The sequence below is a fragment of the Pelomonas sp. Root1444 genome (assembly GCF_001426885.1).
Lineage (GTDB): Bacteria > Pseudomonadota > Gammaproteobacteria > Burkholderiales > Burkholderiaceae_C > Pelomonas.
Map to the genome: position 1 here is coordinate 453,726 of NZ_LMFP01000028.1, position 23,032 is coordinate 476,757.

Below are 23,032 nucleotides of genomic sequence, written 5' to 3' on the forward strand. Positions count from 1 at the left end.
CGGCCAAGTCGCCGGCCTCACCAGTGAAGACCTGAACGCGCTGGACAGCGCCCAGGTCCGCGCACTGAACACCGCCCAGATCGGCGCGCTGTCGACCAGCCAGGTCTCCACGATGGAGAGCGCGGACGTTGCCGCCCTGAGCACCGGCCAGATCGGCGCCATCGGCTCGGCACAGCTGGGCGCACTGGCCACGGCCAACATCGCCGCGCTGGAGACCAACCAGGTCGCCGCGTTGAACTCCCGCCAGGTCACGGCGCTCGGCACCGACCAGGTCGGCGCCTTCGACACGCAAGACCTGCGCGCGATGAACACCGCCGCCCTGCGCGCGCTGAGCACCGCGCAGCTGGAAGCCCTGGGCTCCGCCCAGATCGGCGCGCTGAGCACGCAGCAGGTGGCCTCGCTGACCACCGGCCAAGTGGCCGGCCTCAGCAGCGACGACCTGAACGCGCTGGACAGCGCCCAGGTCCGCGCGCTGAACACCGCCCAGATCGCCGCGTTGACGACCGGCCAGGTCTCCACGATGGACAGCGCGGATGTCGCCGCACTGAGCACCGGCCAGATCGGCGCCCTCGGTTCGTCGCAGCTGGGCGCTTTGGCCACGGCCAACATCGGCGCGCTGGAGACCAACCAGGTTGCCGCACTGAGCTCGCGCCAGGTCACGGCACTGGGCACCGACCAGATCGGCGCCCTCGACACGCAAGACCTGCGGGCCATGAACACCGCCGCCCTGCGCGCCCTGGGCACTGCCCAGATCGACGCGCTCGGCTCGGCCCAGATCGGCGCGCTGAGCACGCAGCAGGTGGCCTCGCTGACCACCGGCCAGGTGGCCGGCCTCAGCAGCGACGACCTGAACGCGCTGGACAGCGCCCAGGTCCGTGCGCTGAACACCGCCCAGATCGCCGCGCTGACGACCGGCCAGGTCTCCACGATGGACAGCGCCGACGTTGCCGCGCTGAGCACCGGCCAGATCAATGCGCTGGGTTCATCCCAGCTGGGCGCTTTGGCCACCGCCAACATCGCCGCGCTGGAAACCAACCAGGTCGCCGCGCTGAGCTCGCGCCAGGTCACGGCGCTGGGTACCGACCAGGTCGGCGCCTTCGACACGCAAGACCTGCGTGCCATGAACACCGCTGCGCTGCGCGCCCTGAGCACTGCACAGCTGGACGCACTGGGCTCGGCCCAGATCGGCGCGCTGAGCACCAGCCAAGTCGCCTCGCTGACCACCGGCCAGGTGGCCGGCCTCAGCAGTGAAGACCTGAACGCGCTGGACAGCGCCCAGGTACGCGCCCTGAACACCGCCCAGATCGGCGCGCTGACGACCGGCCAGGTGTCCACGATGGACAGCGCCGACGTCGCCGCGCTGAGCACCGCCCAGATCGCCTCGCTGGGCTCGTCCCAGCTGGGCGCGCTGGCCACGGCCAACATCGGCGCCCTTGAAACCAACCAGGTCGCCGCACTGAGCTCGCGCCAGGTCACGGCGCTGGGTACCGACCAGGTCGGCGCCCTCGACACGCAAGACCTGCGTGCGATGAACACCGCCGCGCTGCGCGCGCTGAGCACCGCGCAGCTGGAAGCCCTGGGTTCGGCCCAGATCGGCGCACTGAGCACCAGCCAGGTCGCCGCGCTGACCACCGGCCAGGTGGCCGGCCTCGTCAGCGACGACTTGAACGCGCTGGACACCGCCCAATTCCGCGCCCTCAACACCGCCCAGATCGGCGCACTGACGACCGGCCAGGTCTCCACGATGGAGAGCGCCGACGTCGCCGCACTGAGCACCGGCCAGGTGGGCGCCCTCGCCTCCAACCAGATCGGCGCGCTGGCCACGGCCAACATCGCCGCGCTGGAAACCGCCCAGGTGGCCGCGCTGAGTTCCCGCCAGGTCACGGGTCTCACGACCGACCAGGTCGCCGCGATCGAAACGCAGGACCTGCGTGCAATGGGCACTGCCGCCCTGCGTGCGCTGACCACGGCCCAGATCGAAGCCCTGGGCTCCGCCCAGATCGGCGCGCTGAGCACCCAGCAGGTCGCCTCGCTGACCACCCAGCCGCAGATCGTCGGCCTGGCCAGTGAAGACTTGAACGCGCTGGGCTCGGCCCAGATCCGCGCCTTGAACACGGCCCAGGTCGCCGCCCTGACCAGCGCACAGATCTCGACGATGGAAAGCGCCGGCGTGGCCGCGCTGAGCACCGCACAGATGGGCGCGCTCAGCTCCACGCAGCTGGGTGCCCTGAGCACCGCCAACGTCGCCGCGCTGGAAACCAGCCAGGTCGCCTCGCTGAACTCGCGCCAGGTCGCAGGCCTGAGCACCGACCAGGTCGGCGCCCTCGAGACGCAGGACCTGCGTGCGATGAACACGTCCGCCCTGCGCGCGCTGAGCACCGCTCAGCTCGAGTCGCTGGGCTCGGCCCAGGTCGGCGCGCTGAGCACCGGCCAGGTCGCCTCGCTGACGACACAACAAGTCGCCGGCCTGGTCAGCGAAGACCTGAACGCGCTGGACAGCGCCCAGATCCGCGCGCTGAACACCGCCCAGATCAGCGCACTGACGACCGGCCAGGTCTCCACGATGGAGAGCGCTGACGTCGCAGCGCTGAGCACCGCGCAGGTCGCATCGCTGGGCTCCTCGCAGCTGGGCGCGCTGAGCACCGCCAACATCGGCGCCCTTGAAACCAACCAGGTCGCCGCCCTGAGCTCGCGCCAGGTCACGGCGCTGGGTACCGACCAAGTCGGCGCCTTCGACACGCAAGACCTGCGTGCCATGAACACGGCCGCCCTGCGCGCCCTGAGCACCGCACAGCTTGAAGCCTTGGGCTCCGCCCAGGTCGGCGCGCTGAGCACGCAACAGGTCGCCTCGCTGACCACCGGCCAGGTGGCCGGCCTCGTCAGCGAAGACCTGAACGCGCTGGACAGCGCCCAGGTCCGCGCCCTGAACACGGCGCAAATCGGCGCACTGACGACCGGCCAGGTCTCCACGATGGAGAGCGCCGACGTTGCCGCCCTGAGCACCGGCCAGATCAACGCGCTGGGTTCGTCGCAACTGGGCGCTTTGGCCACCGCCAACATTGCGGCCCTTGAAACCAACCAGGTCGCCGCCCTGAGCTCGCGTCAGGTCACGGCGCTGGGCACCGACCAGGTCTCCGCCCTGGAGACGCAAGACCTGCGGGCGATGAACACCGCCGCCCTGCGCGCGCTGAGCACTGCGCAGCTGGAAGCCCTGGGCTCCGCCCAGATCGGCGCACTGAGCACGCAGCAGGTGGCCTCGCTGACCACGGCTCAAGTCGCCGGCCTGGCCAGCGAAGACCTGAACGCCCTCGACACGGCCCAGTTCCGTGCGCTGAACAGCGCCCAGATCGCCGCGCTGACGACCGCCCAGGTCTCGACGATGGACAGCGCCGACGTCGCCGCGCTGAGCACCGGCCAGATCGGCGCCCTCGGTTCCTCGCAGCTCGGCGCGCTGGCCACGGCCAACATCGCCGCGCTGGAGACCAACCAGGTCGCCGCGCTGAGCTCGCGCCAGGTGGCCGGCCTCACGACCGACCAGATTGCCGCGATCGAGACGCAGGACCTGCGCGCGATGGGCACGGCCGCCCTGCGCGCCTTGACCACCGCCCAGATCGAAGCCCTGGGCTCCGCCCAGATCGGCGCGCTGAGCACGCAACAGGTCGCCTCGCTGACCACCCAGCCGCAGATCGTCGGCCTGGCCAGCGAAGACCTGAACGCGCTGGACAGCGCCCAGATCCGTGCGTTGAACACCGCGCAGATCGGCGCGCTGACCACCGCGCAGGTCTCCACCATGGACAGCGCCGACGTTGCCGCGCTGAGCACCGCCCAGATCAACGCCCTCGGTTCGTCACAGCTGGCAGCCCTGGCCACAGCCAACATCGCCGCCCTTGAAACCAACCAGGTCGCCGCACTGAGCTCGCGCCAGGTCACGGCGCTGGGCACAGACCAGATCGCCGCACTCGAAACGCAAGACCTGCGGGCGATGAACACCGCCGCGCTGCGCTCGCTGAGCACCGCGCAGCTGGAAGCCCTGGGCTCGGCCCAGATCGGCGCGCTGAGCACGCAGCAGGTGGCCTCGCTGACCNGGCCCAAGTCGCTGGCCTGGTCAGTGATGACCTCAATGCGCTGGACAGCAGCCAGGTCCGCGCGCTGAACACCGCGCAGATCGGCGCGCTGACCACCGCGCAGGTCTCGACGATGGACAGCGCCGACGTCGCCGCCTTGAGCACCGGCCAGATCGGCGCCCTCGGTTCGTCGCAGCTTGGCGCGCTGGCCACGGCCAACATCGCCGCGCTGGAAACCAACCAGGTCGCCGCACTGAGCTCGCGCCAGGTGGCCGGCCTCACGACCGATCAGATTGCCGCGATCGAGACGCAGGACCTGCGTGCACTGGGCACGGCCGCCCTGCGCGCCTTGACCACGGCCCAGATCGAAGCCCTGGGTTCGGCCCAGATCGGCGCGCTGAGCACGCAGCAGGTCGCCTCGCTGACCACCCAGCCGCAGATCGTCGGCCTGGCCAGTGAAGACCTGAATGCGCTGGGCTCGGCACAGATCCGCGCCCTGGGCAGTGCCCAGATCGCTGCGCTGACGACCGCCCAGGTCTCCACGATGGAAAGCGCCGCCGTCGCCGCGCTGGCCACCAGCCAGATCGGCGCGCTGAGCTCCTCGCAGCTCGGTGCCCTGAGCACGGCCAACATCGCCGCGCTGGAAACCAACCAGGTCGCGACGCTGAACTCGCGCCAGGTCGCGGGCCTGAGCACCGACCAGATCGGCGCCATCGAGACACAGGATGTGCGTGCGCTCAACACCGCCGCTGTGCGCGCCCTGAGCACCGCTCAGCTCGAGGCTCTGGGTTCCGCCCAGATCGGTGCGCTCGGCACGGCGCAGGTCGCAACCTTGCTGACCGCCCAGGTGGCCAGCCTGGTCAGCGACGACCTGAACGCACTGGACAGCGCGCAGATCCGCGCCCTGACCACCGCGCAGATCAACGCCCTGACCACGAGCCAGGTCTCCACGATGGACAGCGCCGACGTCGCCGCGCTGAGCACCGCGCAGATCGCCTCGCTGAGCTCCACCCAGCTCGGCGCACTGAGCACCGCCAACATCGCCGCGCTGGAGACCAACCAGGTCGCCGCCCTGAGCTCGCGCCAGGTCACGGCGCTGGGCACCGATCAGGTCGCCGCGCTGGATACGCAAGACCTGCGTGCCATGAACACCGCCGCGCTGCGCTCCCTGAGCACCGCGCAGCTGGAAGCCCTGGGCTCCGCCCAGATCGGCGCACTGAGCACGCAACAGGTCGCCTCGCTGACCACCGGCCAGGTTGCCGGTCTCGTCAGCGATGACCTGAACGCGCTGGACAGCGCCCAGTTCCGTGCGCTGAACACCGCGCAGATCGCCGCGCTGTCGACGGCCCAGGTCTCCACGCTGGAGAGCGCCGACGTCGCAGCCCTGAGCACCGTTCAGATCAACGCGCTCGGTTCCTCGCAGCTCGGCGCGCTGGCCACGGCCAACATCGCCGCGCTGGAAACCAACCAGGTCGCCGCGCTGAACTCGCGCCAGGTCGCCGGGCTGACGACCGACCAGGTCGCCGCGCTGGACACGCAAGACCTGCGTGCGATGAACACCTCTGCCCTGCGCTCGCTCAGCACCGCGCAGCTGGATGCCCTGGGCTCGGCCCAGATCGGCGCGCTGAGCACCGGCCAGGTGGCATCGCTGACGACCAGCCAGGTCGCCGGCCTCGCCAGCGATGACCTGAATGCCCTCGACACGGCCCAGTTCCGTGCGCTGAACAGCGCGCAGATCGCCGCCCTGTCGACGGCCCAGGTCTCGACGATGGAAAGTGCCGATGTCGCCGCGCTGAGCACCAGCCAGATCGGCGCGCTGGGTTCGTCGCAGCTGGGTGCGCTGGCCACCGCCAACATCGCCGCGCTGGAAACCAACCAGGTCGCTGCGCTGAACTCCCGCCAGATCGCCGGCCTGACGACCGACCAGGTCGCCGCGCTGGAGACGCAGGACCTGCGTGCGATGAACACCTCGGCGCTGCGCGCCCTGACCACGGCGCAGGTCGACGCGCTGGGCTCCGCCCAGATCGCCGGGCTGAGCACGGGCCAGGTGGCATCGCTGACGACCCAACAGGTCGCCGGCCTGGCCAGCGAAGACCTGAACGCGCTGGAGACGGCCCAGATCCGCGCGCTCAACACCGCGCAGATCAACGCCCTGTCCACTGCACAGGTCTCCACGATGGACAGCGCCGATGTCGCCGCGCTGAGCACCGCGCAGATCACCGTGCTGGGCTCCTCGCAGCTGGGCGCCCTGTCCACCGCGAACATCGACGTGCTGGAAACCAGCCAGTTCGCCGCACTGAGCTCGCGCCAGGTGCAGGGCCTGACGACCGAGCAGATCCAGGCCATCGAAACGGAGGACCTGCGTGCGCTGAACACCTCGTCCCTGCGTGCCTTGAGCACGGCGCAGATCGAGGCGCTGGATTCCGACCAGATCGGCGCGCTGAGCACCCAGCAGGTGATCTCGCTGACCACGCAGCAGATCGGTGGCCTCGTCAGCGATGACCTGAACGCCCTCGACAGCCTGCAGATCCGCGCGCTGTCCACCGGCCAGATCGCCGCGCTGACGACCAGCCAGATGTCGACGATGGAAACCGCCGACATCCATGTGTTGACCACCGTGCAACTGCATGCGCTGAGCACCGCCCAGCTGAACGCGCTGGCAACGGAAAGCGTGCAGGCGCTGGACACCCAACACTTCGCGGCCCTGACGTCGACGCAGCTGGCGGCGTTCTCCACGGCGCAGATCCAGGCCATCGACACGCAGGACATGATCGCCTTCTCGACCAGCGCCATCGCCGGCCTGACGACGGAGCAGATCCAGGCCTTCACGACACAGCAGATCCAGGGCTTCGAAACCCAGGACCTGGCCGCGATGGACATGAGCCAGACCCTGGCCATGACCTCCGAGCAGGTGCAGGCGCTCAGCAACGCCCAGGCCGACGCCCGGATGTACTCCACGCCGCTGGTGCTGGACCTGAACGGCAACGGCATCGAGACCCTGCATGCCTCCGACGGCGTGGTGTTCGACCTGAACGGCACCGGCAACGCGCAGCAGTGGGGCTGGGTGGGTGGCGGCGACGGCCTGCTGGCCCTGGACCGCAACGCGGACGGCAGCATCAACAACGGCAGCGAGCTGTTCGGCGCGGGCTTCGTGATGAATGACGGCAAGCGCGCCGCGGACGGCTTCGCCGCCCTGGCCAGCCTGGACGGCAACCACGACCACAAGCTCACCACGGCAGACGAGCAGTTCAACCAGCTGCGCGTGTGGGTGGACGCCAACCACGACGGCAAGACCGATGCGGGCGAGCTGAAGTCGCTGGTCGACCTGGGCATCATCGAGATGAACCTCAACGCCAGCCAGACGAGCGAGGTCAACAACGGCAACGTGGTCGGCCTGCTGTCGAGCTACACGACTGCGGATGGCGCGGTCCACCAGCTCGGCGACGTCTGGTTCGCGAAGAACAAGGACGGCAGCCCGGCCGCCGACGTCAAGCTCGGCGACCTGCTCGCCCAGCCGGAGGCGGCGCTGCTCGGCGGGTCAGCCGCGGGTGCCCCAGTGCCGGCAGCCCCGGCGGCCGGAACGCCCGAGTTGCTGCAGCTGCGCCTGAAGTCCCTCGACGAGGAGGAGAACAACCGCCAGATGCCCCTGATCTGACGGTGCACACCCGGCCCGCAAGGGCCGCCCAACGGACAGCCAGCCGCCTCGCTAGGGGCGACTGGCTGTTCTCTTTGGGGGCTCTCCGCCGCGCTGGCATGCAGCCTTTCACAACCCTCACTCCGCCACCGACCACGAGCCGCCAGCCGCCAGCCGCCAGCCTCACGGCTGAGCCAACGAGGTAAATAGCGTCCTGCGGAACTACAACTAATCAGTCAGTCTGTCTGTTGGCCGGGACCGCGCCATCAGGCGCTTGCGCACCGCATAGATGTTGTTGCGCAGCGCGTAGAGCTCTTCGGCATAGGACAGCGGCACCGCAATGCGGTGCGTGACGCGGTCCAGCTCGTCCAGCTCGTCGAGCAGCGCCTCGCGCTCGCCCGCGCCGGTTTCCAGCTTTGCTTCGACCTCGCGCAGCCGTGCATACCAGCGGAACACGCGCGAGCGCACGCGGAAGGTGTAGAGCGGCGGCACCACGCGCGACAGCGGCAGCATCAGCACCAGGAGGCCGCCGACCACCAGCCACATGCGTTCCAGCAGATTGCCGGCCCAGAAGGGCAGGTAGCGCGCCCACGCCGGTGGCGTGCCGTTGATCGCGCGGTCGCCCTCGGCGCTGACCGGCAGTTCGCTGGTGCGGGTATTGGGGAAGTCGCGCGCGCCATTGAACCAGCCGGCCTCACTGTGCTGACTCAGGGCCGCCTGCGCAAACAGCTGGCGCAGCGCAGGGTGCGTCTGCTCGCGCGCCAGCAGTGCGGTGGTGGTGGCGAGCAACGGCACGTCGTGCGGCGGCAAATCGGCCGCCAAGTCCACCACGCCGCGCGGCAAACTCACGGTGGCCAGGAAAGGCAGGTGGCGCGAATAGGCCTCGTTCTGCTCGAAGGCCATCAGCGCAATGGCCGGGTCGCGCAGCAGCGCGCGGATCAGGCCGGACTGCGGCGCCGAGATCAGCACCGCGGCGTCCAGCCGCCCCTGGCGCAGCGCCTCACCGGCGGCGTCGGGCGCCAGATTGGACAGCCGCAGATCGGTAGTCTTCAGCCGGTTCAGCGCCAGCAGCTTCTCGACGATCTGCGGCACACCACTGCCGTCCTGATCCACGTTGACGCGCAGGCCGCGCAGCTGGTCCAGGCGCTGCAGCTCGCCGCCGGGCTGGCGGCGCGCGATGGCGAGATCGCGGCGGTAGAAGATCCAGATCGGCTCGTAGAACAGGCTGCCGAGCGAGACGATGCCGGCCTCGGTATCGGCCGCCGGATCGGCCATGCCGCCGCGTACGAAGCCCACATCGGCCGTGCCTGCACGCAGATGGGCCAGGTCGTCCAGCGCGCCTTCGCTGGCGATCAACTCCACCTGGATGCGCTCGCGCGCCAGCGCCTTCGCATAGCCCTCGCCGAAGGCGGCGTAGGCACTTCCGGCCGGGCCGGTGGCCAGCCTGACCTGGCGCGGCGGCTGCGGATCCAGCCACCAGTAGGCCGCTACCAGCAGGCCTCCACCGAGCAGCAGCAGCGGCCCCATCGAGACCATCATGTCGCGCAGCGTCTGCAGCAGCAGGCGCAGGCTGCGGGTGGCGTGCCATTGCTGAATCGGGGTCATGGCTTGCCGTCCTGGGCGTGCAAGGGCTGGGCCTGCGTGTTGCAGGTTCGCTCGCATTCCTGAGCACCCGCATGAGTGGTGGCCGCAAGAGTGAGGATGATCGTGATGCCGAAGCGTCGCACGGGCTGGGCCTTTGCCGATGGAGGACCGGCGGATCGTATTGGAGGCGCGCAGGCCGGACTGTGACGCCCGCCTTCGCTGCACCTCGGTCGCCTGATCGCTTCCGAGCCTCGCTGAACTCGTCGAGTTGTCCGGACGGACGCCGCTCTTTGTACGGGGAGCCGGCGACCTCAGCTCAGGCCGCGCTGGATCACGTCGCGGATGTCGCGCTGGCGGATCAGGTCGTAACCCTGGCGCGCATATCCCTCACGAGCCGCATCGTCGGCCACCAGGGCTTCGCAGGCCGCGCGGATCTCGGCCGTCTTGACGAAGTTCAGCGCGGCGCGCAGGTCGGGCTCGATCTCCAGCCCGTCGCTGTAGTCGCAGACGACGGCCTTGCAGTTGGCCATCAGGTAGGACACGCGCACGATCTCGAAGATGGTGCCGCGCGAGAAGTTGACGACGACCTTGGAGCGCGCGATGAGCTCGTCGCGCTGCTTGCCCCACACGTTGCACACCGTCATGACGGACAGCCCCGTCAGGTCGGGCCGCAGGCCGGCCACCTGGTGCAGCGCCTCGAAGCGGTCGGGCGTGATGTTGCCGTAGTAGAGGACGTCGATGTCCTGCGCCACGCCCTTGGGCACCTTCTCCAGGTTGGGCGCATACGCCGTCAGCGCGTGGTACGCCGGCACGCGCGGGTTCAGCGCGTTCCACGCGGCCACGTTGGAGGCGCTGTAGTCCCAGATGCGGTATTTGCGCGCCACGTGCTCGGCGGCCGTGCCGGCGAGGTCGCGGTGCGCGTAGCGCTCCATGTTGAAGAAGATGGTGTTGTCCGGGAAGCTGTTGATCAGCCCCAGCTGCAGCGGGATCTGGAACCCGAACACGAGGTTCAGCGCCTCGGGGTCGAAGTGGTTGATGCGCCGCTCGGCCTGGTAGCCCAGCGCCAGGAAGCCCCAGTGGTAGGACTCGACCACCTCGTTGTACGCATCGAGGATGCCCACCTTGGGGTGGAAGGGGTTGTACTGGACCAGGCAGATTTTCATGGCGGTGTTCACAGAGGCATCAGGTCCAGCGGGTGCGGCCGCACCAGGTAGCGCTCGGCGCTCTGCACCAGCACGAGGCTGGCCTTCACGCTCTGGCAGTAGCGGAAGTCGACCATCGTGTTCCACACGAAGTGCACTTGGCCGAAGAAGGCCGCGAGCAGGTCGGCAAAGCCGATGTCGTAGGAGTAGCTGTCGCCGAACAAGACGACCGCCTCCTGGTACGGCGCCGCGGGGTTCTGCAACACGAAGTGGTTGCCGACATGGCCGCCCGTGGTGGCCAGCAGCCGGTTGTCGTACACCGGCGGTGCGCGCCGCGTGATGCTGATGACGCTCTCGTGGCAGACCTCGTCGATGTACTTCAGCAGCAGGTCGTGCCGCCACCAGGCGCGGCCCAGCGGCACGTGGGTGAAGTCGAAGCGGCGCTCCGGCCACACGCGCGCCATCAGCGCCGCGAAGCCGAACCAGCTGCCGCTGGCGCACCAGTGGCTGTTGCCGCGGAAGGCCAGCTCGGCGCGCCAGGACTCGGCGCGCAACTGCTCCAGCGGATAGACCAGGCCTTGCGGCACGGCCGCCATCAGCTGCTGCACGGGCCGCTCGCCCACGACGGCCACGCCGTTGGGCCAGCGCGCCTCGGGGAAGATGGATTGCTTCTCCGGCACCACCAGGTGCGCGAAGCGCGCGCCGATGGCGCTAGAGGCGGCCAGCCGCCGCTCGAACACCTGCTGCCACTCGGCGATGGCCGGCGGCGCCAGGCGCAGCTGGCCCAGGTACTGCTGCTCCCAGTGGTTGCTGCCGTTGCTGATGAACTGCCAGCCGTCGGCGCCGGTGATGGCGACCTGATCCTTGGACAGCGTCTCGAACGGCCGGTCGTACAGCGCGGCCAGGCGCTGGTGGTTGGCCTCGGCCAGCACACGCTCGGCCTGCAGGAACTCGCTCAGCCGTTGTTCGCCGTCAGCCATCTGCCCTGCCCTCACGCCAGCGGCGGCAATGCGCGGCGCGCCGCGGCGCCGCTGTAGACATGCCACAAGGCCAGGAAGTCGGCCTCGGCAGTCTCGCCGCCCGCGGCCAGCGCCGGCATCACGGCGCACATGCCGGCCATGTCGGCCTGCGCGCCATAGCGCTCCACGATGAGCGGGCACAGCCGCGCCAGGTTGGCCTGCGCCGCCTTCGCGTCCAGCTGGCCCAGCCGCCGGCCCGACAGCGTCAACGCGATGTAGGCCAGGTGCGCCAGCTTCATCGGCCGGCCCATGGGGTCGGCGGAATGCTGCGCGGCACTGGTGCGGAAGAAGCCCAGGTGCTCGTTGATGTAGCCCAGCGGCGCGAGCAGGCTGGCCTTCAGGAAGGCGCCCAGGTCTTCGAGGCCCGTGAAGCAGACGCCATCGAGGCTGGGGTCGTCCAGCAGCGCGGCCATGTCGGCTCGGAAGGTGGCGTTCGAGAACTCGCCCAGCCAGTTGCCGCTGAGCCCCGCCGTGTGCGCGAACAGCAGCGGCGCGTCCAGCGACAGCATGCGCTGCGGATGCGTGGCCACCGCCGCCGGCACCGGCAGGTCGCGCGTGGGCAGGCCGGACTCCGTGGCCGTCCAGCGGCGGCTGACGGCGCAGGCCATGCGCCCCTGCTCGTGCGCCACCAGGTGGCGCTCGTAGAAGGTGGGGTAAGGAATGTCGTCGTCCAGCAGCAGGTGGAACAGCTCGGTCTGGCCGGCATAACGCTGGAGCAGCGCGCGGAAGTTGTCGTACGCGCCGGTGCGCGGGCCGGGCACGACTTCCAGGTTCAGGTCCGCAACCATCTGGCCCAGCGGCGTGTCGCGCAGCGCGGCGATGAAGGCCTGGTCCGGGCTGTCGTCGGAAATGATGACCTTGGCGGGCTTGACGGTCTGATGGCGCAGCGCCGCCAGCAACTCGATGAGGTACTTGGGCTTGTAGGCCGGAACGAGCGTGGTGAACCGCATGGCGTCAGGAAAGAGCCTGCCGGACGACCGCCGCTACGCGGGCCACGTCGTCCGTGCTCATGTAGGGCGCGATGGGCAGGCTGAGCACCTGGTGCTGCAGCGCCTCGGCGATGGGCAGCGGCGGCCACGCCTGGCCGGCGTAGGCCTGCTGCTGATGGCAGGCGATGGGGTAGTGCACGAGGTGGCCGATGCCGGCCGCGGTCAGCGCGGCCTGGACGGCCGAGCGCTTGTCGGTGCCGATGACCATCAGGTGCCACACGGGCTCGGCGCCGTCGGCCACCTGCGGCAGCTGCAGCGGCAGGCCCTTGAGCGCATCGAGGTAGGCCGCGGCGATGCGACGGCGGGCGGCGTTGTCGGCGTCCAGCGACGGCAGCTTGGCGCGCAGCACGGCGGCCTGCATCTCGTCGAGCCGGGAGTTCACGCCGGCCATCTCATGCTTGTACTTGATGCTGGAGCCGTAGTTGCGCAGCATGCGCAGCGTGGCGGCCAGGGCGTCGTCGTTCGTCGTGATGGCGCCGCCGTCGCCCATCGCACCCAGGTTCTTGCCGGGGTAGAAGCTGAAGCCAGCCGCGTCGCCCAGGCTGCCAACGCGCCGGCCGCGGTAGCGGGCGCCGTGGGCTTGCGCGGCGTCCTCGATGACCTTCAGGCCGTTGCGGCGGGCCACGTCCAGCAACGGTGCCATGTCGGCCGGCTGGCCGTACAGGTGCACCGGCATGATGGCCTTCGTGCGCGGCGTGATGGCGGCTTCAAGCCTGGCCGGGTCGATGTTGTGGGTGCGCGGGTCGGGCTCCACCGGCACCGGCGTCGCGCCGGCCTGGCTGACGGCCAGCCAGGTGGCGATGAAGGTGTTGGAGGGCACGAGCACTTCGTCGCCCTCGCCAATGCCATAAGCCTTCAGGATCAGCGCCAGCGCGTCCAGGCCGTCGGCCACACCGATGCAGTGCCTGGCCTCGCAATAGGCGGCGAACTCGCGCTCGAAGGCGGCGACCTCCTCGCCGAGGATGTACCAGCCGGAGTCGATGACGCGGGCGATGCCGGCCCGGATGGCCTCGTCGTGCGCGGCATTCAGGCGCTTGAGGTCCAGGAACGGAAGGCTCACCGGCACGCTCACTTGCTCCACCTCGCGCGCATGAACTCGGCATAGTCGCGGTAGTAGTCGTCCTCGCTGTAGCGGTTGGACGCCAGCACCATGCAGACGGCACCGGAGGAGAAGTTGTCCAGCTCGCGCCAGATCATGGGGCAGACGTACAGGCCGTGGTACGAGCGGTTAAGGTGGACGCGCTTCTTGTCCTTGCCGTCGTCGAGCACGACGTCGAAGCTGCCCGACATCGCGACGATGTACTGGTGCAGCTCCTTGTGCGCATGCCCGCCCCGCTCGGAGCCGCCGGGCACGTCGTAGAGGTAGTAGACGCGCTGGATGTCGAACGGGACATGGACCCCGCCTTCGATGAAGGTCAGGTTGCCGCGCGGGTCTTGGATCTTGGGCAGGTCAAGAATCTTGCAGTTGTCGATGGACATAGGGGGGGCATCCTCTGTTTCCCACGGATTGTGGGCCGGGCGCGCCCCTGTCCGCACCGGATTAACGCCGGTTCACCGCCGCATCTTCTTGAAACGCGCCGAGTAGATGGCCTGGTCCAGCATCTCGACCTTGGCCGGCACCTTGTAGGCCGTCAACTTGGCCAGGCAGGCCTTGCGGATGCGCAGCCGCAGGTCGGCCAGCGGCTCGGGCTCGTGCAAGGCGATCCTGGCGACCACGATCTGCCCCAGCAGCGCGTGCTTCTCGCCCACCACCACCACGTCGGCGATGTTGGGTTGTGCCAGGATCACGTCCTCCACCTCGGCCGGGTAGACCTTCTGGCCGCCGACGTTGATGAGGTCCGTCACGCGGCCCAGGATGCGGAAGTAGTCGCCATCGACCTCGACGCGGTCCTGCGTGTTGAACCAGCCGTCGGCATCGAAGCCCGAGGGTGCGTTCAGATAGCCCACCATGCGGTAGTCGGAGCGTATCCACAGGATGCCGTCGCGCACCTGCGTCTCGAAGCCGGAGCCACCGATGCGCACCCACAGCGAGCCGTCGGGCCGCGACTGCGAGCGCAGCACGCCGACTTCCGACAGCCCGTAGGTCTGCTGCAGTTCCACCCCAGGGAAGCGCGCGCGGATGCGGTCCAGCGTCGCCTGCGGCATGGTCTCGGTGCCGTAGGTGATGCGCTTGAGCGACGACAGGTCGTAGCGCTGGGCCAGGTCGGTCGCGGCCAGCAGCGTCAGGAACGACGGCGTGGTGGGCAGCAGCTCGACCTTGTGGTTCTGGATGGCCGCGCAGATCGTCGCGATGGCGCGGTCCTCGGCGGTCACCACGGTGCCGAGGCTGGCCGTGATCGCGAGGATGGTGTTGATGCCGCCGAAGTGGTCCAGCATCAGGAAGGGGATGGCCACGACCGGCGCGCGCTGCACGCGGAACTTGTCCATCACGCGCTCGAAGTCGTGCAGCATGCCCTTGGGCTTGCCGGTGGAGCCCGACGAGAACAGGATCAGCCCCGCCTTGCCGGTGGCGCGGAACTCGTCGAGCATGGGGTTGCTGACGGGCACTTCATGCGCCTTCAACGTCCAGCTCAGGCCATCCGGCGCGAAGTCGATCGCATGGTCGCAGCCGGAGATGGACAGCGCCTCGCCCTCCTCGATGACCGAGCCGCGCGTCATCGGCACGACCAGCGCTTTCAGCGAGGCCAACGCGAGGATCATGCAGAACACGTCGGGCGCGTAGTCGGCCAGCACGACGACCGTGTGGCCCGCCTTGACGCCGCGTTCCCGCAGCTCGGCTGTGCACTCGGCGATGCGCGCCGACATCTGGCCGTAGGTGAAGACCTGGCCCTTGTGGACGAAGGCCTTCAGCGACGGATCAGCCGCGGCGAATCGGTCGAGCAGCCATTGCATGGTCAGGCGAGCTGCTCTTCTAGGACCAGGCAGATCAGCTTGAACGACGTGGCGTTGCCCGCGTCCTCGTCGGGGATGGTCACGCCGAAGCTCTCCTCCAGCGCGAGCACGAGGTTCATCTGCTTGAGCGAATCCCAGCCCTGCACGTTGTCCATGCTGGCGTCGTCGCCGATGGCGGCCTCATCGACCTCCAGCACCGAGGCCATCACCTGCTTCACCAACGCCTTGTCAACCATTGCGCAACTCCACCCATGCACTTTCGGCGAGCTGCACGGTGGCGAGCTCGGCCATGTAGAAACGAGTGCCATCGCCTGCCTCGGAGGACAGGCTCAAGCCCAGTCGATCGTAGAAGTCTGCCACCTGGGCATTCTTGGCGGTCGGGCGATAAGCCGCCTTCAGCCGCTGCTTTCCACGCGCCAGCGCATCGGCCACCACGGCGCGCCACACGGCGAACTCGATGCCGCGGCCGATGACACGGCAGCTCATCAGGAAGGAATGCACCCGCACGGCGGCCGCGTCCTCGGTGTCGTCCTCGGTGATGAGCACCCCGGTCAGGCCATGCTCGGCCAGGCGGTCGCTGACCGAGAACGAATAGACCGTGGCGTCCGGCCGTGCCATCAGCGCGGCCACGTCCCCGGCCTGCAGCCGCTCGGTTGTCAGGTTGAACTGGTTGGACTTGGCCATCAGCTCGGTGATGCGCGCCAGCTGCGCCTGGGCATCGCGCTGCAGCGTGACGGTCAGGCCCAGCGAGCGCAGGTAGTCTTCTTGGTTCGCAAAGCCGGCACGCGCCTCGGCTGCCTGGGCCAATGCGCGGTACTGCTGCGTCTTGCCCTTGCTCTCGGCGCTGACGCCACCGGCGGTGAAGAGCGGCGCGATCTCGTCGCGCACCAGGGCCGGGTAGTCCTGCAAGGCCTTGGGCACCTGGAACACGCGCACCTGCGGCAGTTGCTCGCGCACCGCTTCGACCTCGAAGGCGGAGTCGTCGATGAACACGAAGCTGTCCAGGCCCAGGTTCAGCTCGGCGGCCAGCGCACGCAGGTTGCTGGGCTTGTCGGTCCAGTTCACCTTCTTGGCCACCAGCTGCGCGTCGCGCAGCACCATGTGCGGATGGTTGGCCAGCACCTCGTCCACGTCGGCCGGGTTGTTCTTGCTGTTCAGGCACAGCAGCGCTCCTCCAGCCTCCATCGCCTTGAACTGCTGCTGCACGGTCCAGAAGATGTTGCCGGGGTAGCTGTAGCGGTCCAGCTTGATGCCGTCCGGGCCGTCCTCGCCGACGATGCCGCCCCACAGGCTGTTGTCGCAGTCCAGTGCCAGTACCTTGTGGAACTGCGTGCCGAAGCGGCGCGTGGCGGCGGCAGCGGCCTGCGCCAGCTGATCCACGAAGCCCGCCGTGTACGGCGCCTTGCCGCGGAAATAGAAGCGCGCGTCGAACGCATGACGCGCGCCGAAGCGGGCCAGCAGGCCGGCGGTCTCGACCCGCTTCACCTGCGGATGGCGCGCGGCCGCGTCGGCCAGGCCGTCGTTGAAGGCGTCCAGCGCCGCCTGCTGCGGGCTGCGCGCGCCCACGGCCGGGTTCATCAGGTGGCCGGTGAACAGCAGCACCTGCGGCACGGCCTCGGCGGCCTGCAGCGCCAGCTCCAGGCGGTTCAGGTAGTCGGCCTGCGCGGCGGCGCGGGCGTCGGCGTCCAGCGTCTCGAGCTGCGTTTCCCAGCCCGGCTGCAGGTTGTCGAAGAACGGCAGGATGACCAGCAGATCCACGCCCGCGGCCGCATGCGTTTGCGCGTCGCCGACGAGGTCGTCGTAGTTGCCCTTGTCCACCTGCAGCCGCACGCCGGCAGCGTAGGCATGGCGGCGCAGGTAGGTGCCCAGCAGGTCGACCGTGACGTTGGCGGCGATGCCCACGCGCAAGGTGCGGAACCCGGCCGTGCTGCCGTCCAGCACTTTCAGCGCCTGCAGCACCTCCACCATGGGCGCGTCGGCACGGCCCAGCGTCGCCAGCGCGTCGGCATCGCTCATCACCATGCCATCGAGCCTCCGCCGTTGACGCGCAGGTTCTGGCCCGTCACGTAGGCGGCCTGCTCGGACGCCAGGTAGGCCACGGCGCCGGCCGTGTCCTCGGGCTCGGCCAGGCGCCGCAGCGGCGTCTGGCGCGCGGCCATCAGCTGCTGCTTCTCGGACACGTTGGAGATGAAGGCGGTGTTCGTCATGCCCGGCGACACGAGGTTGACGGTGATGCCCTGGGGGCCAAGTTCCGCGGCCAGGTAGCGTGTCAGTGTGGACAGCGCGCCCTTGGCCAGCGCGTAGGCCGTCCAGCCCGCCACCGGCGTCCCGTCCCAGGACTGCGAGCCGATGGAGATCACGCGGCCACCACCGGCCGCCACCATGGCGGGCTTGCAGGCCTGGATCATCAGCAGCGCGCTCTTGAGCTGCACGTCCAGTTGCTGCTGCACCTCGCTCCAGGCCAGTTCGTCGACGTTGCGCGCCACGATGCGCGGCGACGCCGCATTGACGAGCACCGTCACGCCGCCGAAGCGCTTCACCGCTTCCTGCACCAGCCGGGCCGCCCCCGCCTCCTCGGCCGCGTCGGCCTGCACGGCCACGGCACGGCCGCCGGCCTCCGTGATGCGCGCCACCACGGCCTGCGCCTTCTCGGCGCCCGAGCGGTAGTTGACGACCACCGCATGGCCGTCCGCCGCCAGCTTCTCGCAGATCGCGCGGCCGATGCCGCCCGCGCCGCCGGTCACGATGGCCACCTTCAGCTTGGCCTGAGGGGCTTCGGCCTTGGGCTTGGGCGGCTCCAGCAGCTTGACCTTGCCGCCGCCGGACAGCACGACCTGGCCGTGCTGGTTGGTGATGCGCGTGTCCAGCTCCAGCAGCCGGTCGCGCGGGTGCTTCTTCAGCACCGTGCAGGTCACCGTCAGCGTGTCGCCCAGGCGCACCGGCAGGTTGAAGTCCATCGCCTGCGACACCCACAGCGCGCCCGGGCCGGGCAGCTTGGTGCCGATCACCGTCGAGATGAAGGACGCGCCCAGCATGCCGTGGACGACGATCTCCTTGAACGAGGTCTCGGCCGCGTAGTCGGCGTCGACGTGCAGCGGGTTGTCGTCGCCCGTCAGCTCAACGAAGCGGCGGATGTCGGCCTCGGTGATGGTCTTGGTCAGCGACTCGGCGTCGCCTTCCTTGACCGCCTCGAAATCGGCGAACACGCTCATCGTGCGGCTCCAAGCGTCCAGCGCCACACGCTGGCGGCAAAGTTGAAGCCGGCGCCGACGCCGGCCAGCGCGACGAGGTCGCCGTTCTTGATCAGGCCCTTGCGCACCGCCTCGCTGAGGGCGATGGCCAGCGACGCCGAGCCGCTGTTGCCCACGGTGGCCACGTTCGTGTACGTCTTGTCCAGCCCCAGGCCCATCTTGCGCACGAGGTACTCGATGAGCCGCAGGTTGGCCTGGTGGAAGACCATGAAGTCCAGCGACTTCACGTCCACGCCGGCCTTCTCGCAGGCGCGGCGGATGGTGGGCGGCAGGTGCGTGATGGCCTGTTTCCAGGTGGCGATGCCGTTCATCTCCATCAGATCCACCGCCGCATCGAACGCGCGACCGTTGTTGGCATGCGCGGCACCGCCGCCGCGCAGGCGCACGGCTTCGTAGTTGGACGCGTCGGTGTGGAAGGCCGAAGCCTGGATGCCCTGCCCCGCCTCGGCCGGGCCCAGCACCGCGGCACCGGCGCCATCGCTCAGGTAGATGGCGGTGTTGGCATCGGTGCGGTCGATGTAGCGGCTGCAGAACTCGACGCCGATGACCAGCGCATGACCGACCGACGGGTCCACGCGCATGCGGTCGGTCGCGGCCGTCAGCCCGGCGACGAAGCCCGAGCAGTTGGCCTGCAGGTCGTAGATTTGCGCGCTCTTGGCGCCCAGCTGCTGCGCGACCTTGGCAGACAGCGGCGGGAACTGGTAGTCGCCCGAGAAGGTGCAGCAGATGATGAGGCCGAGCTGCTCCGGCGTGACACCGGCCATCTCCAGCGCCTGGCGCGCGGCGGCCACCGAGTAGCCCCAGGCCGTGTCGTCGGGTGCGGCGATGTAGCGGCGCTCGATGCCGGTTTTCTCGACGATCCACTCGGGCGTCACGTCCAGGTTGCGGCACAGGCTCTCGTTGTCCTCGAACTGTGCCGGCAGGTGATGGCCGACGCCGATGATGGAGACGGCAGGCAGGTGGGGATTCAGCATGTTCAAGCGGGGACGGCAGCGGCCATGAAGGCGCGAAGCTCTTCATTGCCGGCGTGGATCTGATCGATGGTCGCCGTGCCGCCGTGGCCCGGCAGCACCAGCGTGTCGCCCGGAATCCAGGCGAACAGGGCCTTCAGCGAGGCGCGCAGTTGGTCGTGGTCTTCGCCCGGCAGCTTGGACAGCGCCGTGCGGCGCGCATAGAGCGAGTCGCCGGAGAACAGCAGGCCGTCCACCTCGATGCCGGCACTGCCGGGTGTGTGACCCGGCAGCGCGTGGAAGGTGAAGTGGCGGCCGGCCACGTCCACGCTGGCGCCGTCGTCGGCCAGCAGCGTGAACTCGGGCAGCGCGATGCGTGCCTTGATTTTGAAGGCCGCCATCAGGAAGTTGGACAGCTTGGCGGTCTTCTGGTCCTGCGCGCGCAGGTAGACCGGCACGCCGAAGCGCTCCTGCAGCGCCGCCGTGCTGCCGACATGATCGAAGTGACCGTGCGTGCACAGCACCGCCATGGGCGTCCAGCCGCTGTCGGCGATGGCCGCCTCGACGCGTTCGCGGTCCAGGCCGGGGTCGACGACGACGCAGGCGCCCGACTGCTGCGGGTCGGCCAGCAGGTAGGTGTTCGAGTGCAGCTCGTGGTTGGTGATGCGCTTCAGCGCGCCACCGAGCAGGGTCTCGACCACGGACTTGCTCATGTCAGTTATCCATTCCGCGTACGCAGCACCCGCGACGCATGAAAGCAGTGTTTCGGGCCGAGCGACGGGCCGCTCCCAAGCCGGCCCGTCTGGCGATGTGCTTGCGGCTCGACGCCGCAAGCATCGCCGTCCACCCGGGGGACCGACGGGACTTGCCTGCGTTCAGCAGGGCAAGGCCGGGCGAGGGGCTCACTTTCACTTCAGTTCACCCCGCCGAGGAAGACGGTCTGCGCCGTGATGTAGCTGCTGCGCTCGCTGGCGAAGAAGTCCACGACGTTGAAGATGTCGTCCGCCGTCGCGTAGCGCGGCATGGGCAGGCCGGCAATGACGGCGTCGACCTTGTCGCGCGGCAGCTGGCCCAGCATGTCGGTCTCGATGGCGGTGATGCCCAGCGTGTTGCAGGTAATGTTCAACGGCGCGAACTCCTTGGCCATCACGTTGGCCAGCGTCGCCACGGCCGCCTTGGTGGCCGCGTAGACGGAGTCGCCGATGGGCTCCAGGCTGGCGGCCATGGAGCCGATGTTGATGATGCGGCCCCACTTGCCCTTGCGCATCAGCTTGGCGGCCTCGCGCGACACCAGGAAGGTCCCGAACAGGTTGGTCTCCAGCATGCCGCGGGCGGCGGCGGGCGGCATGATCATCGAGTACTGGGAGGTCAGCACGGCGGCGTTGTTGACGACGATGTCGACGCGGCCGAAGGTCTTGCGCACCTGCTCGAAGCCGCGGGCGACCGAATCGGCATCGCCCACGTCCACCGCGATGGGCGTGTAGCCCTCGGCGGCGAGGTCGTCGTCGGCATGGCGGCTGAAGCCGATGACCTGGGCGCCCTCCTTCAGGAAATGCTCGGCCAGCAGCCGCCCGACGCCGCGGCGCGCGCCGGTCACGAGGACGATCTTGCCGGCGTAGCGCATCAGGCCAGCAGCTCCAGGATGTAGGTCTTCAGCGCCGTCACGTCGGTGAACGGCACCGGGTCGCGGCTCATGGCCTTGTCGTCGGTCAGGCTGATGGGCTTGCCGAACTGGTCGGACACGGCGGTCTCCAGGTCGACGATGACGGACACCAGCGACAGCGAATCCAGCGCCGAGCCTTCGCCGAACAGGCAGGTGTCGGGGCCGATGGCGATCTGCTCGTCGGCGGCGCGCTCTTCGTTGAGCGTGCGCAGCGCCTGGTAGATCGCTTCCAGCACGGCGGCTTCTTGGGAGTTCGTCATCTCTTCAGTCCTTGGGTTTCCAAGCCGCGGCCTTGCGGCCCGCGGCAATCAGCGAATTCATGCGCGGCAGCGCCTGCGTGCGGTACTCGTCCACCAGCATGCCCATCCACACGGCGTCCTGGAAATGGCCGTTGATGAAGTAGTGGCGGCGCATGCGGCCCTCTTCCTTCATGCCGAGGAACTTCTGCCACTTGATCATCAGCGTGTTGTCCGACGCCACGGTGCCGTAGATGCGCTGCAGACCCAGCCGGTCGAACACCAGTTCGTACACCAGCTTCATCGCCTCGACGGCTGCCGGGATGCCGCGCACCGCCTCCTCGTCGCCGATCAGGAAGCGGCCCGGCTCGCAGTGGCTGTGCTCGGTGTCGATGCCGGTGACGGACACCATGCCGACCTCGCGGCCGTCCTTCAGGCGGATGACGAAGTTGTACTCGGCCTCGGGCCGCCCGGCGATCCACGCAGCCTGCTGCGCCACGGTCGCCGCACCGCGGTTCAGGTTGGCGGCGCGCTGGCTCTGGCGCCAGCCGAACGTGAGCGCGGCATGTTCGGGCGTCAACGGCACCAGGTCGACGAACTCGCCGTTCAGCGTCAGCGCAGGCATGTCAGCGTTTCACGGTCAGCACCATCGCCAGCGCGCCCGGCACGGGCAGCCCGGGCTTGGCCGGCGCATAGGCGTTGGCGAAGAAGCTGTGCTCCAGGTGCAGCCCTGCGGCCTCCACCTGAGCGACGACCTCCTCGGGCTTGCCGTACAGGTAGATGTGGTCGGCATGCGCCGCGTTCAGCGCCGCCGTGACGAACAGCCGGCCGCCCGGCGCCGTCAGCTTCTTCAAGCCGATGAGGAAGGCGACGGGATCCTCCAGATGCTCGAGCACCTCCACGCAGATGACCGCGCGGTACTGCTCGGGGCTGTCGCCTTCGAGAATGTTTTGTTGGCGCAGCGCGTAGCGCGGGCCGAAGCCGAAGCTGCCCACGTGGGCGCTGGTGAACTCCAGTGACAGGGGGCTGATGTCCAGGCCCGTGCCGCGCAGGTTCGGCAGGGCCTGCAGCGCCAGACGCGAGTAGATGCCGGTGCCCACGCCGACCTCGGCGAACTCCTCGACGCCCTGGCGCTGCAGCCACGGCAGGAAGAAGCCCTTGAAGTACTCGATCTGCTGGTAGTGGTGCGTCCACAGGTAGTGGGACAGCAGCAGGCCCGGCAGGTACTGGCGACGCATGTAGTCGTCGTTGTAGTAGACCTCGGCGGCGGCTTCGGCGTAGGTCTTGGCCGGGTAGCTCAGCTCCTGCTCGAAGCGCTTCTGGCGCCGCATGGAGTCCATCACGAAGGCCGCATAGCCCTTGACCGCGTCCTGCAGTGCCGCATCGCTGCCGTAGAAGTTCTGCAGCATGGCCGAGAAGTCGGCCTCCCAGGCCGGCCCGAACTCCGCAGCCGCCCGGCGCACGCTCTCCCGCGCGAAACGGGCCGAGCTCTCCATCATCGTCAGGAGCTTGGCGATCGGCGCCGGGGCGTTCGGGAGCATGCGAGTCCTTCTCTGGAGGAGTACAAGCCCGCAGTAGACCTCAAAAAAGAGGCCAGGTCACAGCGAG

17 protein-coding genes and 1 pseudogene are annotated in these 23,032 nt (G+C 69.1%); 2 read left to right on the forward strand and 16 right to left on the reverse strand.

All coding sequences use genetic code 11. The features are described from left to right. Positions 1-4,084: pseudogene (locus tag ASD35_RS28615) on the forward strand (beta strand repeat-containing protein); the annotation flags it as partial. A gap of 17 nt (positions 4,085-4,101) precedes the next feature. Continuing rightward, positions 4,102-7,719, forward strand: coding sequence for a beta strand repeat-containing protein (locus ASD35_RS28620; protein WP_369819239.1), 3,618 nt, complete (start codon positions 4,102-4,104; stop codon positions 7,717-7,719). A 207-nt stretch (positions 7,720-7,926) separates the two neighbouring features. Here ASD35_RS28620 and ASD35_RS19875 read toward each other — a convergent pair whose 3' ends face one another. The 16 genes from ASD35_RS19875 to ASD35_RS19950 all read right to left on the reverse strand — a co-directional run bounded on the left by ASD35_RS19875 (position 7,927) and on the right by ASD35_RS19950 (position 22,965). Then, on the reverse strand, positions 7,927-9,303 hold the full coding sequence (locus ASD35_RS19875; RefSeq protein ID WP_056876682.1) for a TAXI family TRAP transporter solute-binding subunit: 1,377 nt from the start codon (positions 9,301-9,303) through the stop codon (positions 7,927-7,929). A 290-nt stretch (positions 9,304-9,593) separates the two neighbouring features. Then, positions 9,594-10,445 carry a hypothetical protein gene (locus ASD35_RS19880; RefSeq protein ID WP_157275671.1) on the reverse strand — a complete coding sequence of 284 codons (852 nt, stop codon included), beginning with the start codon at positions 10,443-10,445 and terminating at the stop codon, positions 9,594-9,596. 8 nt (positions 10,446-10,453) lie between these two features. Next, positions 10,454-11,404: a hypothetical protein gene (locus ASD35_RS19885; protein ID WP_056876684.1), complete on the reverse strand. Its 951-nt coding sequence runs from the start codon at positions 11,402-11,404 to the stop codon at positions 10,454-10,456. A gap of 11 nt (positions 11,405-11,415) precedes the next feature. After that, positions 11,416-12,393: a glycosyltransferase family A protein gene (locus ASD35_RS19890; RefSeq protein ID WP_056876685.1), complete on the reverse strand. Its 978-nt coding sequence runs from the start codon at positions 12,391-12,393 to the stop codon at positions 11,416-11,418. A 4-nt stretch (positions 12,394-12,397) separates the two neighbouring features. Continuing rightward, positions 12,398-13,492: a DegT/DnrJ/EryC1/StrS aminotransferase family protein gene (locus ASD35_RS19895; RefSeq protein WP_056877445.1), complete on the reverse strand. Its 1,095-nt coding sequence runs from the start codon at positions 13,490-13,492 to the stop codon at positions 12,398-12,400. Between the two features lie 8 nt (positions 13,493-13,500). Further along, a complete protein-coding gene (locus ASD35_RS19900; protein ID WP_056876686.1) occupies positions 13,501-13,911 on the reverse strand; it encodes an FdtA/QdtA family cupin domain-containing protein in 411 nt (136 codons plus the stop codon). A 72-nt stretch (positions 13,912-13,983) separates the two neighbouring features. Beyond that, a complete protein-coding gene (locus tag ASD35_RS19905) occupies positions 13,984-15,324 on the reverse strand; it encodes a class I adenylate-forming enzyme family protein (protein ID WP_235538402.1) in 1,341 nt (446 codons plus the stop codon). A gap of 2 nt (positions 15,325-15,326) precedes the next feature. Continuing rightward, positions 15,327-15,560 (reverse strand): acyl carrier protein, encoded by a 234-nt coding sequence (locus tag ASD35_RS19910; RefSeq protein ID WP_056876688.1) that lies wholly within the window; start codon positions 15,558-15,560, stop codon positions 15,327-15,329. Next, positions 15,553-17,340 (reverse strand): HAD family hydrolase, encoded by a 1,788-nt coding sequence (locus ASD35_RS19915; protein WP_056876689.1) that lies wholly within the window; start codon positions 17,338-17,340, stop codon positions 15,553-15,555. The genes ASD35_RS19910 and ASD35_RS19915 overlap by 8 nt, the downstream gene beginning before the upstream one ends. Next, positions 17,340-18,536 (reverse strand): SDR family oxidoreductase, encoded by a 1,197-nt coding sequence (locus ASD35_RS19920; protein ID WP_056877446.1) that lies wholly within the window; start codon positions 18,534-18,536, stop codon positions 17,340-17,342. The genes ASD35_RS19915 and ASD35_RS19920 overlap by 1 nt, the downstream gene beginning before the upstream one ends. After that, positions 18,533-19,549 (reverse strand): 3-oxoacyl-ACP synthase III family protein, encoded by a 1,017-nt coding sequence (locus tag ASD35_RS19925; protein WP_056876690.1) that lies wholly within the window; start codon positions 19,547-19,549, stop codon positions 18,533-18,535. The genes ASD35_RS19920 and ASD35_RS19925 overlap by 4 nt, the downstream gene beginning before the upstream one ends. Positions 19,550-19,551: 2 nt before the next feature. Continuing rightward, positions 19,552-20,238 carry an MBL fold metallo-hydrolase gene (locus ASD35_RS19930; RefSeq protein ID WP_056876691.1) on the reverse strand — a complete coding sequence of 229 codons (687 nt, stop codon included), beginning with the start codon at positions 20,236-20,238 and terminating at the stop codon, positions 19,552-19,554. Between the two features lie 200 nt (positions 20,239-20,438). Continuing rightward, the gene (locus tag ASD35_RS19935) at positions 20,439-21,149 is read right to left on the reverse strand and encodes an SDR family NAD(P)-dependent oxidoreductase (protein ID WP_056876692.1); all 711 of its coding nucleotides are present in this window, start codon (positions 21,147-21,149) and stop codon (positions 20,439-20,441) included. Next, a complete protein-coding gene (locus ASD35_RS19940; protein ID WP_056876693.1) occupies positions 21,149-21,448 on the reverse strand; it encodes a hypothetical protein in 300 nt (99 codons plus the stop codon). Before ASD35_RS19940 ends, ASD35_RS19935 begins: the two co-directional genes overlap by 1 nt. 4 nt (positions 21,449-21,452) lie before the next feature. After that, positions 21,453-22,049, reverse strand: a complete 597-nt coding sequence (locus ASD35_RS19945; RefSeq protein WP_056876694.1) for a GNAT family N-acetyltransferase — start codon at positions 22,047-22,049, stop codon at positions 21,453-21,455. Between the two features lies 1 nt (position 22,050). After that, positions 22,051-22,965, reverse strand: coding sequence for a class I SAM-dependent methyltransferase (locus ASD35_RS19950; RefSeq protein WP_056876695.1), 915 nt, complete (start codon positions 22,963-22,965; stop codon positions 22,051-22,053). Positions 22,966-23,032 lie beyond the last annotated feature (67 nt).

Bases quoted from the DNA above. Each gene is read 5' to 3' on its own strand.
- ASD35_RS19875 (WP_056876682.1), bottom strand. From the start codon at position 9,303: ATGACCCCGATTCAGCAATGGCACGCCACCCGCAGCCTGCGCCTGCTG.
- ASD35_RS19880 (WP_157275671.1), bottom strand. From the start codon at position 10,445: ATGAAAATCTGCCTGGTCCAGTACAACCCCTTCCACCCCAAGGTGGGC.
- ASD35_RS19885 (WP_056876684.1), bottom strand. From the start codon at position 11,404: ATGGCTGACGGCGAACAACGGCTGAGCGAGTTCCTGCAGGCCGAGCGT.
- ASD35_RS19890 (WP_056876685.1), bottom strand. From the start codon at position 12,393: ATGCGGTTCACCACGCTCGTTCCGGCCTACAAGCCCAAGTACCTCATC.
- ASD35_RS19900 (WP_056876686.1), bottom strand. From the start codon at position 13,911: ATGTCCATCGACAACTGCAAGATTCTTGACCTGCCCAAGATCCAAGAC.
- ASD35_RS19905 (WP_235538402.1), bottom strand. From the start codon at position 15,324: ATGCAATGGCTGCTCGACCGATTCGCCGCGGCTGATCCGTCGCTGAAG.
- ASD35_RS19910 (WP_056876688.1), bottom strand. From the start codon at position 15,560: ATGGTTGACAAGGCGTTGGTGAAGCAGGTGATGGCCTCGGTGCTGGAG.
- ASD35_RS19915 (WP_056876689.1), bottom strand. From the start codon at position 17,340: ATGAGCGATGCCGACGCGCTGGCGACGCTGGGCCGTGCCGACGCGCCC.
- ASD35_RS19920 (WP_056877446.1), bottom strand. From the start codon at position 18,536: ATGAGCGTGTTCGCCGATTTCGAGGCGGTCAAGGAAGGCGACGCCGAG.
- ASD35_RS19925 (WP_056876690.1), bottom strand. From the start codon at position 19,549: ATGCTGAATCCCCACCTGCCTGCCGTCTCCATCATCGGCGTCGGCCAT.
- ASD35_RS19930 (WP_056876691.1), bottom strand. From the start codon at position 20,238: ATGAGCAAGTCCGTGGTCGAGACCCTGCTCGGTGGCGCGCTGAAGCGC.
- ASD35_RS19935 (WP_056876692.1), bottom strand. From the start codon at position 21,149: ATGCGCTACGCCGGCAAGATCGTCCTCGTGACCGGCGCGCGCCGCGGC.
- ASD35_RS19940 (WP_056876693.1), bottom strand. From the start codon at position 21,448: ATGACGAACTCCCAAGAAGCCGCCGTGCTGGAAGCGATCTACCAGGCG.
- ASD35_RS19945 (WP_056876694.1), bottom strand. From the start codon at position 22,049: ATGCCTGCGCTGACGCTGAACGGCGAGTTCGTCGACCTGGTGCCGTTG.
- ASD35_RS19950 (WP_056876695.1), bottom strand. From the start codon at position 22,965: ATGCTCCCGAACGCCCCGGCGCCGATCGCCAAGCTCCTGACGATGATG.